At 60.9% G+C, this 12,604-nt stretch carries 8 protein-coding genes and 1 pseudogene; 7 read left to right on the top strand and 2 right to left on the bottom strand.

Annotated features, from left to right (window positions below):
• Positions 1 to 5: 5 nt before the first annotated feature.
• Entirely contained in the window at positions 6 to 1,409 is a 1,404-nt protein-coding gene (locus CAF76_RS10130; RefSeq protein ID WP_085649012.1) for an efflux transporter outer membrane subunit, read from the top strand.
• Positions 1,410 to 1,513: 104 nt separating this feature from the next.
• Here CAF76_RS10130 and CAF76_RS10125 read toward each other — a convergent pair whose 3' ends face one another.
• Positions 1,514 to 3,142 carry a PvdJ/PvdD/PvdP-like protein gene (locus CAF76_RS10125; RefSeq protein WP_085612863.1) on the bottom strand — a complete coding sequence of 543 codons (1,629 nt, stop codon included), beginning with the start codon at positions 3,140 to 3,142 and terminating at the stop codon, positions 1,514 to 1,516.
• 222 nt (positions 3,143 to 3,364) lie between these two features.
• Between CAF76_RS10125 and pvdM the strand changes: the two genes are divergently transcribed.
• From pvdM to CAF76_RS29000, 6 genes and pseudogenes are all read left to right on the top strand, one after another.
• Positions 3,365 to 4,714, top strand: coding sequence for a pyoverdine-tailoring dipeptidase-like protein PvdM (pvdM, locus tag CAF76_RS10120; RefSeq protein ID WP_064594775.1), 1,350 nt, complete (start codon positions 3,365 to 3,367; stop codon positions 4,712 to 4,714).
• Positions 4,715 to 4,742: 28 nt separating this feature from the next.
• Complete coding sequence (locus CAF76_RS10115; protein WP_085649013.1) at positions 4,743 to 6,023, top strand: aminotransferase class V-fold PLP-dependent enzyme; 1,281 nt, start codon at positions 4,743 to 4,745, stop codon at positions 6,021 to 6,023.
• Between the two features lie 30 nt (positions 6,024 to 6,053).
• Positions 6,054 to 6,947 (top strand): formylglycine-generating enzyme family protein, encoded by an 894-nt coding sequence (locus CAF76_RS10110; RefSeq protein ID WP_064594772.1) that lies wholly within the window; start codon positions 6,054 to 6,056, stop codon positions 6,945 to 6,947.
• Between the two features lie 118 nt (positions 6,948 to 7,065).
• Entirely contained in the window at positions 7,066 to 8,715 is a 1,650-nt protein-coding gene (locus CAF76_RS10105; RefSeq protein WP_064594771.1) for a cyclic peptide export ABC transporter, read from the top strand.
• Between the two features lie 153 nt (positions 8,716 to 8,868).
• Positions 8,869 to 11,295: a TonB-dependent receptor gene (locus CAF76_RS10100; RefSeq protein WP_085649014.1), complete on the top strand. Its 2,427-nt coding sequence runs from the start codon at positions 8,869 to 8,871 to the stop codon at positions 11,293 to 11,295.
• A gap of 78 nt (positions 11,296 to 11,373) precedes the next feature.
• Positions 11,374 to 11,538 (top strand): annotated as a pseudogene (locus tag CAF76_RS29000) (hypothetical protein); the annotation flags it as partial.
• A 111-nt stretch (positions 11,539 to 11,649) separates the two neighbouring features.
• Here CAF76_RS29000 and CAF76_RS10095 read toward each other — a convergent pair.
• Positions 11,650 to 12,597 (bottom strand): alpha/beta hydrolase, encoded by a 948-nt coding sequence (locus CAF76_RS10095; protein WP_085649015.1) that lies wholly within the window; start codon positions 12,595 to 12,597, stop codon positions 11,650 to 11,652.
• Between the last annotated feature and the right edge of the window lie 7 nt (positions 12,598 to 12,604).

The raw sequence follows: 12,604 nt of genomic DNA, 5'->3' as shown, positions 1-12,604 counted from the left end.
GATCTATGAAACCGCGCTTCAGTTTGTTGACCGTGTGCCTGATTCTCAGCGCCTGCGCCAATCCCCTTCAGCGTCCGGACAGCGGCTTGCAGCCTCCCGCCGCGTGGCAGTCAGCGCAGGCTGCCAGCACTGCCCGCAACAACCCGCAATGGTGGACGCAGTTCGGCAGCCAGGAGCTCGATCGCCTGATCGAACAGGCTCGCACTGGCAGTTTCGACCTCGCCGCCGCCATGGCTCGGGTACGCCAGGCCCAGGCCGGCACCGTGATCGCCGGCGGTTCACAATTGCCTGAAGTGCAGGCCACGCTCAATGCCAATCGGCAGAAACTGTTACGCGGCAAGGGCTACAGCCAACTGGATGCCGACAGCAGTAACAAGGCCGTGGATTACTTCGACGCCAATCTGAATGCCAGTTACGAAATCGACTTTTGGGGTGGCAAACAAGCCTCTCGCGACAGTGCGCAATTCGCCTTGCAGGCCAGCGAGTTCGATCGTGCCACGGTGGAGCTGACCTTGTTCGGCAGTGTCGCCGACACCTATGCGCAAACCTTGTCGCTGCGCGAGCAGAGCCGCATTGCCGAGCTCAATCTGGCCAACGCGCAAAGCGTTTTGAAACTGGTGCAGACACGTTTTGACTCAGGCTCAGCCACCGCCCTGGAACTGGCTCAGCAGAAAAGCCTGGTAGCGGCCCAGCAACGGCAATTGCCGCTGGTGCAACAACAGGCCCGGGACGCTTCGATCAGCCTCGCAGCCCTGCTGGGTCGCCCGGTTCAGGCTCTCGTGCCGAACCGGGAATCGTTCGATCAACTGCATTGGCCGGAAATCGCCACTGGCGTGCCAAGCGATCTGCTCAATCGCCGCCCGGACATCGCGCGCGCCGAAGCGCAACTGGCCGCCGCCGAGGCCGACGTCAAGGTTGCCCGCGCTGCCATGCTGCCGACTGTCAGCCTCAGTGCCGATATCGGCTCCGGGGCCGACCAGTTCCGCGACGTTCTGCGCAACCCCTTCTACAACCTGACCGCCGGATTGATCGGGCCGATCTTCAATAACGGTCGTCTCGGCGCAGAGCGCGACAAAGCCACTGCGCGCCAGGAAGAACTGCTGCAGAACTATCGCGGCGCGATCATCAATGGCTTCGCCGATGTCGAAAAAGCCTTGAACAGCATTCGCGGCCTCGACGAGCAACGGCAATGGCAAAGCGAGGAGCTGCGGCAAGCGCAAACGGCGTTCGACATCGCCCAGAGTCGCTACCAGGCCGGCGCAGAGGATTTGCTGACGGTACTGGAAACCCAACGCACGCTCTATGCCGCGCAGGATTTGAATGTGCAGTTGAGATTGTCACGAATGCAGGCAAGCATTGCCTTGTACAAGGCATTAGGCGGCGGCTGGCAGGTACTGGCATCGCGCTGACCTGCAAGTGCAATCGCCAACAGGCCGGGCCCCACCACATTCATCGGTGCAGCTGAATGGGTGGGGGGGGGGCAAGCCTGCTGGCGATGGCAGTGAATACCGTCTCAGACCGGAGTCTGTCTGGGCTTCAGATGACGCGCATACCACGGACGCTGCGGCACCTTGCGCAACAACGACGACAACACTTTCTCGTCATCGCTGAAGGTGATGCGCAGGGCCAGCTTCATGGTTTCCGGATCCATCTCCACTGACTTGCCTGGCTGCAGGCCCGGTACCGTGCTGCAGCCGTGGGTGCTCGGCCCAAGCCATGGGTCGGCGACTTCCACCCAGCGTCCCGGTGCAAACCACGGCACGCCATTGACCTGCAAGCGACTGACTTCGCCCGGATGAAAGCGCTCGTGCGCGCGGAACCAGTCTTCCAGACGATCATCGATCCAGCCATGGAACGCCCAGAACACCGGGCTCACATGAGAGGAGAACGGATCGCCCAGGAAATCGTTTTCAGCGGCGTACCAACGCGCGGAAAAATCGGCCGGATCACGCGCAAACGGCACCGGGTGACCGTTGGAGGGATCGCGCGGCACAGACGCCCAGCGCATGTGCAGCCAGTCGTGCAGCCCCAGCTCAACCTCCGAGCCGAACTGCCCCAAGGTCAGTTTGGCCAGGTAGCGCGGGTCACGGTAGCGCGATTCCCACACCAGGAAATTACTGTGATAAGTCTCGGCCGTCTTGATGTCGCTGACCCATTGCGAGTATTCGTCATCGTCCTCGGCCAGCCAGGTCGGCGGCAGCGAAGTGCCGTCGTGATTGTCGAAATAATCGGCAAAACCCTGGCGATCGCGGATCAATTCCGGCTGCGGCAGGGGAAAATGCTGCCACGACGGCAGATCCTGCATTGATCGCGCCGTGCCCAGCATGTGCCGGTGCATGAAGAAGAAATCGATACCCGAGCCATTGCGATCCTTGCGCGGGCCACGGGCGTCGCGCTCCTTGCCACGCGGGCCAGGCTGCCAGCCGATACCGCGCAGGGCGCCGCGTTTTTCCTCGCTCAAGGTGTGCCACTTGTCGCGGCTGGCGTGCCAGAGTTGGTGGAACAGGCGGTGCTCGGGGGAGATCAGCCAGGCCAGCAACGTCGGGTTCAAACCGGCCCGCTCGCGTGCCTCGGGGAACATGCGTTTTACGGCAATAAAACGATTGTCCTGCGCCGGCAGCATCAACGGCCGATCCAGTCTGAGGACGCGCCCGCTGAGGCTGCCGCTGCCGGCGTTGCCGAAGCCGCCCCAGACTTCATCCAGCGCCATGTTGAATTCGTAGTCCGGTGCACCGTCGGCCGCCGATGTGCTGACCAGACGCCAGCTCAACTGCGAGGCTTTGACATCGGCGAGGTCCGCGAGAATGCGGTAGCGCGGCGCCTGAGGCGAGCGCAAACGCTCGGCCGTGTCGAGAAAGCCGATAACGCCGCGCCCTTTGTGGGCCACATCGAGAAACACTTCCAGACCGTCCCTGGGCAAACCCGCGATACCGGCGTCATGGCCCTCGAAACGAATCTGCCAGATACCGCGCAGCGCATCCGCCAGGCGTTGCCCGGCAACATCCGCGATGTCGAACGACGCCTCACCCGGGGTGATCGTCGGATCCGGCTTCGTCCATTCACGATGCCCAAAATACGCTGCTGGCACAGCGGCGCCGGTCAGTGCCAGGCCCGCCATGAACCATCGTCGAGAAATCTTCATTGCCCTACCTGTGTCAGCCATGAAGCAGGCTTTATCCAAGCTAGAACGTTTGTTGCAGAGGTAAATTTATGGCGCCCCGAAAAGTTCGCAGCCTTCGGCAGTGCCTGAATCGGGCTGCGTTCTTTTCAGCCAGGCCTAAATTACCCGGCTGCCCAGTCGTTCCACCCAAATAGCGAAGGCCCCTGCGCCCGCAACTCGACGGCGAACCTGACTGAGATGGCAATGACAACACCACGTTCGAAAAAGGCTCTTTACATTGGCCTGCCGCTGGCCCTGGCGATCAGCGCTGCCGCAGGCTTTGCGGTCTGGGAACACTGGTTCAAGGACAATCCCGGCTACCCGGTCAAAGTCATGCAGCAAGCCGATGAGTTGCAGGATCGGATCATTTCGTTCGATAGCCACATCACCGTGCCGCTGGATTTCGGCACAGCCGGCAACGAAGCCGACAAGGATGGCAGCGGCCAGTTCGATCTGGTGAAAACCGCCCGCGGGCGCCTGTCCGGTGCCGCCCTGACGATCTTCGGCTGGCCGGAAATCTGGAACGGCGCCAACGCGCCACACCGTCCCACCGCCGGTTTTGTAGAAGAGGCCCGCTTCGAACAGGAAACCCGCTACAAGATCATCAGCACCCTGGTCCGCGATTTCCCCAATCAGGTCGCCATCGCCTACACCCCGGACGATTTCCGCCGCCTGCATGGCGAAGGCAAGTTTGCGATTTTCATCAGCATGCTCAACGCCTATCCACTGGGCAACGATCTCAACGCCCTGGACAAGTGGGCCGCACGCGGCATGCGCATGTTCGGCTTCAGTTACGTGGGCAACAACGACTGGGCCGACTCTTCGCGCCCCCTGCCGTTTTTCAATGACACCCGCGATGCGCTTGGCGGTCTGTCGGACATTGGCAAACAGGCCGTGCATCGGCTCAACGATCTGGGCGTGATCATCGACGTCTCGCAGATGTCGACCAAGGCCCTGGAACAAGTCGCACAGCTGAGCCGCGCACCGATCGTGGCCTCCCATTCGGCTCCCCGGGCGCTGGTGGATATCCCGCGCAATATCAGCGACCAGGAAATGCAACTGATCAAGAACAGCGGCGGCGTCGTGCAGATTGTCGGTTTCCCGACTTACCTGCGCCCGTTGAGCCAGGCCACCCAGGACAAGCTCAACGCGTTGCGTGCGAAGTTTGATCTGCAGCCGCTGCAGGGCCTGGAAATGGCCTTGATGCCTGGCGACCCGATCATCACTGTGTGGCCGGAACAACGCTTTGGCGAGTACGCCGGCCAGCTCTATTCAATCGTCGACGAAGAACCCAAGGCCAACCTCAAGGACTTCGGTGACGCCATTGATTACGCCGTGAAGAAAATCGGTATCGACCATGTCGGCATCAGTTCCGACTTCAACGATGGCGGCGGCCTGGATGGCTGGAAGGACGTCAGCGAAGCGCGCAACGTAACCGCCGAGCTGATCTCGCGTGGCTACAGCGAGGCCGACATCGCCAAATTGTGGGGCGGCAACTTCTTGCGGGTCTGGGAACAGGTACAAAAATCCTCCAGGCCTGTGGTCAACCGCTGACACCTCTTCGAACAAGCGATCTGATCTCATGACCAACCGTCGTTCTTTCCTCAAACAGGCCGGCATCCTTGCCGCCGGCCTGCCCTTGGGCGCTGCCGTCAACCTGCCGGCCGGCGCCGCCAATCCACAACCGCCCGCCGGAAACAAATGGGCGCAATTGCGCCAGCTGTTCGATCAGGACCCGGATTACCTGCATTTCGCCAACTTCCTCGTGACCTCCCATCCGCGCCCGGTGCGCGAAGCCATCGAGCGTTACCGCGCAACCCTCGACCGCAACCCCGGACGTGCGATGGATTGGGATCTGGGTGAAAGCGAAAAGCGCGAGCAAGCCGTGCGCGAATGGGCCGGTCGCTACCTCAAGGCCAAGCCCGAGCAGATTGCTCTCACCGGCAGCACCACCGAAGGTCTGGCGCTGATCTATGGCGGCATTCATGTATGCGCCGATCAGGAAATCCTCACCACCGAACACGAACATTACTCGACGAATTACACCTTGGGTTATCGCCAACAGAAAGATGGCGTAAAGGTGCGCAAACTGAAGTTGTTCGACAGCAGCGCCAAAGTGTCCGTCGACGAAGTGCTGAGCAACATCGACAAAGGCATTCGCCGCGAAACACGCGTATTGGGCATGACCTGGGTGCAATCGGGCAGCGGCGTGAAACTGCCGATCGGCGAGATCGGCAAACTGGTGGATCAGCACAATCGCCAGCGCGAGGAAAAGGATCGCATCCTGTACGTCGTCGACGGCGTGCATGGTTTCGGTGTCGATGACCTCGACTTCCCCGACATGCATTGCGACTTCTTTATCGCCGGCACCCACAAGTGGATGTTCGGCCCCCGCGGTACCGGGATCATTTGCGCACGTTCCAGTGAACTCAAGGACGTCACCCCGACCATCCCGACCTTTTCCGAGGCCACCACGTTCTCGACCATCATGACCCCCGGCGGGTATCACAGTTTCGAACACCGCTGGGCACTGGACGAAGCGTTCAAGCTGCATTTGGCGCTGGGCAAACGCGAGGTGCAAACGCGCATTCACGAACTCAACACCTACGCCAAGAACCGCTTGCTGGAACACCGCTCGATTGAACTGGTGACACCCCGCAGCGCCGATTTGTCTGCCGGTTTTACCTTCTTCCGGATCAAGGATCGCGACTGCGAACAGGTCGCCGCCCAGCTCATGCAAAACCGCGTGGTGTGTGACGCGGTAGAGCGCGACGTCGGCCCGGTGATCCGCATCGCCCCCGGCCTGCTGAACAGCGAAAACGACATCGAGCGTTTCATGGCCGTACTCGACAAACAGCTCTGACACCCCGCTTTCCTTTAAACGAGATGACTCATGAAACGTGATCTGTTGCCCCCTGCCCACGGCGCCAACGCGCTCAAGGCACTGGCCCTCGCCGCCCTCATGACCGGTCTGCTGCCGACTGCCGCACAGGCCGCGACACCGCCCGCCGCGGGTAAGGTATTCAAGGACTGCAAAGACTGCCCGGAAATGGTCGTACTCCCGGCCGGCACCTTTACCATGGGCACGCCTGAGGATGAAGTGGGCCGCGAACCTGACGAAGGCCCGATGCATGAAGTAACCTTCGCCAAACCCTTCGCCATGAGCCGCTTCCAGATCACCGCCGGTGAATGGGACAGCTACATTCGCCAGAGCGGTGCAGTGATCGCCAACGGCGACACGCGCCCCGGTCGCGAGTGCATCGCCAGCAAACCGCGCTATCCGCAAACCCCGCGTCAGCCGGCGGTGTGCATGGATTTCCAGGACATCAAGAACTACGTCGCCTGGCTGTCGAAAAAAACCGGGCAGAAGTACAGCATGCTCAGTGAAGCCCAGCGCGAATACGGTGCCCGGGCAGGATCCAAAGGCCCTTTTCCCTTCCCGTTCGACGAGGGCAAAGGCTATAGCATCGCCAAACACGCCAACACCTACGGCCCGGCGGACGGTTACAGCTTCAGCTCACCGGTGGGCAGCTACCCGGCCAACGCCTTTGGCCTGTATGACATGCACGGCAATGTCTATGAATGGGTCGAAGACTGCTATCACCCGGACTATAAGGGTGCGCCAACCGATGGCAGCGCGTGGCTTGAACCCAACTGCGACACCCTGCGCATTCGTGGCAATGACTGGGGGGAAGCGCCGGTATTCTCTCGTTCGGGCAACCGCAACGACATCGATCCGAAGACCCGCGGCGACTGGATCGGTTTCCGTGTCGTGCGTGAGTTGTAATCCGCAGTAACGCTTCTGCTCTCCCCACGGTCGCCGCCAGTCGGCGACCGTCTAAATTAAGCTCCGGATCAGACGTTCTACAGGGTATCTGCCTTACGACCCAAGGAACTGTCCTGTCATGACCCAGCCTACGCGCGGTGCAATTCATGAATTGTTCACCCTACTCAAACCTTTTCGGCTCGTCGTCGCACTGTCGGTCATTCTGGGTATGGTCGGTGGCCTGAGTGTTACGGTCCTGCTGGCCACCATCAATAACGCGCTGCACTCCGAATCCGGCCTGACCCAAGGCGTGGTCGCGCTGTTCGGTGGCCTGTGCGTGCTGGCGCTGCTCAGCTCGATCTGCTCGGACATCGGCACCAACTATGTCGGCCAGCACATCATCGCCACCCTGCGCAAACAGCTGGGCGAGAAAGTGCTGTCGGCACCGATCGAACAGATTGAACGCTATCGCAGCCATCGCCTGATACCGGTGCTGACCCACGACGTCGACACCATCAGTGACTTCGCCTTCGCCTTCGCGCCACTGGCCATCTCGCTGACCGTGACCCTCGGTTGCATGGGGTACCTGGCGATGCTGTCGTGGCCAATGTTCCTGATCATGGTCGTGGCGATCCTGATCGGCACTGGCATCCAGTACTTCGCCCAAGGTCGCGGGATCAAGGGTTTCTTCGCCGCCCGTGACGCTGAAGACGAACTGCAAAAGCACTACAACGCGATTGCCGAAGGCGCCAAGGAACTGCGCATACACCGCCCGCGCCGCCAGCGTATGTTCAACAGTGGCATCAAGGGCACGGCCGATTTCATCTGCAAGACCCAGATCAAATCGATCAACACGTTCGTGATTGCCAAGAGTTTCGGCTCGATGCTGTTCTTTGTGGTCATCGGTCTGGCGCTGGCCCTGCAATCGTTCTGGCCCAGCGCTGACAAAACCGTGATGAGCGGTTTCGTCCTGGTGCTGCTGTACATGAAAGGTCCGCTGGAACACCTGGTCGGCACGTTGCCGGTGGTCAGCCGCGCGCAGATTGCCTTCCGCCGCATCGCTGAACTGTCGGCGCAGTTCTCCTCGCCCGAGCCGCATCTGTTGCTCAGCGATCAGGGCAAGAAAGCCGAGCCGGTGCAGAGCCTGGAACTCAAGGACGTGCGCTACGCCTTCCCGGCCGTGGGCGAGGCCAAGCCGTTCACGCTGGGGCCGGTGAACCTGAAGATCGAACAAGGCGACATCGTATTCATCGTCGGCGAAAACGGCTGCGGCAAGACCACCCTGATCAAACTGCTGCTGGGCCTGTATCCGCCACAACAAGGAGAAATCCGTCTCAACGGCGAATGCGTGACTGCCCTCACCCGCGACGATTACCGCCAGTTGTTCACCACGGTGTTTGCCGACTACTACCTGTTCGATGACGTGGTGCAAGGCGATACGCACATTCCCGACGACGCCAACAAATACCTGCAACGCCTGGAAATCGCCCACAAGGTCAGCGTGCAGGACGGCAGCTTCACCACCACCGACCTGTCCACCGGCCAGCGCAAGCGTCTGGCGCTGGTCAATGCGTGGCTGGAGGAGCGCCCGGTGCTGGTGTTCGACGAATGGGCCGCGGATCAGGACCCGACCTTCCGCCGGATCTTCTACACCGAGCTGCTGCCCGATCTCAAACGCCTGGGCAAGACCATCATCGTGATCTCCCACGATGACCGTTATTTCGATGTCGCCGACCAGTTGGTGCGCATGGATGCCGGCAAAGTCAAAACCGCGCTCAACCCGGCCTGATACGCCAACCGCTCAGGGATGAGCTGATCCCGCCTTCGCGCGATAGCAGAGACTTTCGCGGTTCGCGGGATTTTTCCGGTTTTTACGCAGTGTTGCGTCTAATTATCATTAACTAATAAAACTGCACTCGCACTTCAGGAGCATCCCGAGCAAATGCAAGCCTTAAAGTTGTCCCGCACCCCTCTGGCCGAGGCCATCTCCCGCCGCAATCCGCGTGGCGCAATGCTGTCAGGTGCTCTGCTGACGCTGATGCTGTTGGGCAGCACCCAGGTTCAAGCGACGCCGGTCGACGTCAACATCCCTGCGCAACCGCTGTCCCGAGCACTGCAACAGCTGGGGCAACAAGCCAATCTGCAGATTCTCTACAGCCCGGAATCCCTGGCTGGCCTGAACTCGAACGCGGTATCCGGGCACCTGGAGCCGAAACAGGCACTGGACAACTTGCTGCTGGGGAGCGGCATGACCTATCAACTGACCGGCAACTCCGTTTCGCTGGTGCCGGCCACCGGTGCAGGCGCGGGAAACGCACTGGAGCTGGGCGCGGTATCGATTTCCGGCAAGGCGCCGGGGTCGACCACTGAAGGCTCCGGGCTGTACACCACGTACTCGTCCAGCAGCTCGACGCGCCTGAACCTGACACCCAAGGAAACCCCGCAGTCACTGACCGTCATGACCCGTCAGCGCCTCGACGACCAGCGTCTGACCAACCTCAGCGACACCCTCGACGCCACACCGGGCATCATTGTGCTGCGTGACGGCCAGGGCGCAGAGTCCGACGGTTACTTCTCCCGTGGTTTCGAGATCCAGAACTTCGAAATCGACGGCGTGCCGACCGTCAAGCGCATGGACAACTACACCCAGAGCATGGCGATGTACGACCGTGTGGAAGTGGTGCGTGGCGCCACCGGTTTGATCAGCGGCCTGGGCAGCCCTTCGGCCACCATCAACCTGATCCGCAAGCGTCCGACTGCCGAAGCTCAGGCCAGCGTCACCGCTGAAGCCGGCAACTGGGATCGCTACGGCACCGGTTTCGATGTCTCCGGGCCGCTGACCGAAACCGGCAACATCCGTGGCCGTCTGGTCGGCGACTTCAAGACCGAACAATCCTGGATTGACCGCTACAAGCAAGATTCGCAGCTGATGTACGGCATCACTGAATTCGACCTGAGCGAAGACACGCTGCTGACCATGGGTTTCAGCTACCAGCGCACCGACGTCGATTCGCCAATGCGTTCGGGCCTGCCAACCCGCTTCACCGATGGCTCGCGCACCAACCTCAGCCGTTCGCTGAACTCGGCGCAGACCTGGTCGTATAACGATCACGAACAAACCAGCTTCTTCACCTCGATCGAACAACAGTTCGGCAATGGCTGGAGCGGCAAGGTTGAATTCACTCACTCCGAGAACAAATTCGACGAGGTCTTCAACTACGTCAACGGTGGCCTGAACCCGGACGGCAGCGGCACGACCCAACTGCCGGTGCGCTTCTCCGGTACCCCGCGCCAGAACAACATCGACGCCTACCTGACCGGCCCGTTCGGCCTGCTGGGTCGCGAGCATGAGTTGATCGCCGGTGTGACCCTGTCGCAATACAACGAAAACGTGCCGAACTACGGCAGCTGGAAATACGACTACTCCGGCTCCCCTGCCGGCGCCATCGACAACCTGCTGAACTGGAACGGCGACTCGGTCAAACCCGAATTCAACGTCACCGGCAAATCCACCGTCGATGAAACTCAATACGCCGCTTACCTGGCCACCCGCCTGCGCGCCACTGATGACCTGAGCATCCTGCTCGGCAGCCGCGTGGTCGACTGGCATCGCGACATCGAAGACAAGCCGTACGGCGGTGCAGAAACCAAGACCAAGGAATCGGAAACCGGTGTCTACATTCCTTACGCGGGTGTGGTCTACGACGTCAACGACACCTGGTCGCTGTATGCCAGCTACACCAAGATCTTCAACCCGCAATCGTCCTGGGTACGCGACATCAACAACAAGCCTCTGGACCCGATGGAAGGCACCGGCTACGAAGTCGGCGTCAAGGGCAGCCACTTCGATGGCAAGCTGAACTCCAGCTTCGCGCTGTTCAAGATCGAGCAGGACAACCTGGCGATCTGGATCGACACCCCGGGCGGCAACACCTACAAATCCGAACAGGGCACCACCACCAAGGGTGCCGAATTCACCCTTGATGGCGAACTGGCCGAAGGCTGGCAAGCGTCTGCCGGTTACGCCTATGCAGTCAGCACCGATGCCGATGACCAGCGCATCGTCACCACCCTGCCCCGTCACAGCCTCAAGACCTTCACCAGCTATCGCCTGCCGGGCATCCTGGACAAAGTCACCGTTGGCGGCGGTGTGAACTGGCAGAGCAAGACCGGTGCCGACCTGCATACCTTCCAGCAAGGCAGCTACGCCGTCACCAACCTGCTGGCGCGTTACGACATCAGCAAAAACCTCAGCGCCTCGGTCAACCTGAACAACGTATTCGACCGCGAATACCTCAGCTACGCCGGCGACCACGGCATGTACGGCGCACCGCGCAACATCATGACCGGCTTCAAGTACACGTTCTGATTTAACCGCTGCAACACAAAAAGCGCCCCGGCCAGACCGGGGCGCTTTTTTTTTGGATGAAGGTTTAACGGCACTACAAAATTTGCTCGAAAAGCAGACAGGCAAAAAGGCAGGGTCAAATTCGAACTACACCACACGAAATACATCTCCAATGGTGGTGAGGTCTACGACATTGAAAACATCAGAATCAACACACCCAAACAACGGGCCGCCAACGGAAAACCAGGTTTCAAACCGCAATAGTCAGTTCCTGAAACGCGCTTTCAGAGGCGCCCTCTTAGCGAGCAAGCCCGCTCCAACGTAGACGGGTGTTGATGGCCTGGTGTGTGGACGCGCACATCAGGCCAAGTCGGATCAGACCGTTTCCGGATACATCACGGTGCGCAGCACGCTCACCAGTTCCTGATAGATCGCCTCCACCTCTTGCGTGACCATGCGCATGCGCAGGAAGTCATGCACGTGGCTACTGAACTCTCGGCATTCAAGCAATCCTCCGGCGCTGGCCAGACGTTCGGCGTAGGCGCGGCCTTCGTCCACCAGCGGGTCGAAGCCTGCCAGGGCGACGTAGGCCGGTGCGGCGCCGGCAAGGTCGGTGCTCAGCAGTGGCGAGAAACGCCAGTCGCGGCGATCCTCGAGGCGGCGGGCGTAGTGTTGGTAGAACCATTCCAGGGTATCGCTTTCCAGCAGATAACCTTCGCCGAGCAGGTCCATCGATTCACGGCGCTGCGAGGCGTCGGTTACCGGGTAGCACAGCAATTGCAGGCACGGTTTCAGCGCGCCGGGCGCGCGCGCCTCAAGCGCCAGCACGGTCGCCAGCGTGGCGCCGACGCTGTCGCCGCCAAACACCAGGCGCGACAGGTCGAGATCGAATTCGCCGGCCTGTTCGCGCAGCCAATCCAGTGCATCGGCGCAATCGTGCAACGCCACCGGGAATTTGTGTTCCGGCGCGCGGCGGTAGCCGACCGACAGCACTGCACACGGCGTGCGCGCGCAGAATTCCCGGCAAATACCGTCGTGGGAATCGAGGCTGCCGACCACAAAACCACCGCCGTGCAAAAACAGCAGCACCGGCAGGACACCACCCCTGTGCAACGGACGGTACAGCCGCAGGGTCAGCTCAGCGCCGTCGCGGGCAAGATGTCGCACCTCACTCACTTCGACATCCGGCACGTCCCAGCGCATCTGTTGCGAGGACCGCTCGAACGCCTCACGGGCCTGCTCAGGTGTCCCTTGGTGAAACGCGCCGTTCTGACTGTCTTCGACCAGATCAAGAAACGCCGCTACTTCCGAATTCAATGACATGCACCAC

The sequence above is a fragment of the Pseudomonas sp. B40(2017) genome (assembly GCF_002112855.1).
Lineage (GTDB): Bacteria > Pseudomonadota > Gammaproteobacteria > Pseudomonadales > Pseudomonadaceae > Aquipseudomonas > Aquipseudomonas pharyngis.
This window is presented reverse-complemented; position numbering and strand designations above follow the sequence as displayed.

What these genes read in the sequence shown, in the direction of transcription:
- CAF76_RS10130 (WP_085649012.1), top strand. Translation starts at nt 6, where the DNA reads ATGAAACCGCGCTTCAGTTTGTTGACCGTGTGCCTGATTCTCAGCGCC.
- CAF76_RS10125 (WP_085612863.1), bottom strand. Translation starts at nt 3,142, where the DNA reads ATGAAGATTTCTCGACGATGGTTCATGGCGGGCCTGGCACTGACCGGC.
- pvdM (WP_064594775.1), top strand. Translation starts at nt 3,365, where the DNA reads ATGACAACACCACGTTCGAAAAAGGCTCTTTACATTGGCCTGCCGCTG.
- CAF76_RS10115 (WP_085649013.1), top strand. Translation starts at nt 4,743, where the DNA reads ATGACCAACCGTCGTTCTTTCCTCAAACAGGCCGGCATCCTTGCCGCC.
- CAF76_RS10110 (WP_064594772.1), top strand. Translation starts at nt 6,054, where the DNA reads ATGAAACGTGATCTGTTGCCCCCTGCCCACGGCGCCAACGCGCTCAAG.
- CAF76_RS10105 (WP_064594771.1), top strand. Translation starts at nt 7,066, where the DNA reads ATGACCCAGCCTACGCGCGGTGCAATTCATGAATTGTTCACCCTACTC.
- CAF76_RS10100 (WP_085649014.1), top strand. Translation starts at nt 8,869, where the DNA reads ATGCAAGCCTTAAAGTTGTCCCGCACCCCTCTGGCCGAGGCCATCTCC.
- CAF76_RS10095 (WP_085649015.1), bottom strand. Translation starts at nt 12,597, where the DNA reads ATGTCATTGAATTCGGAAGTAGCGGCGTTTCTTGATCTGGTCGAAGAC.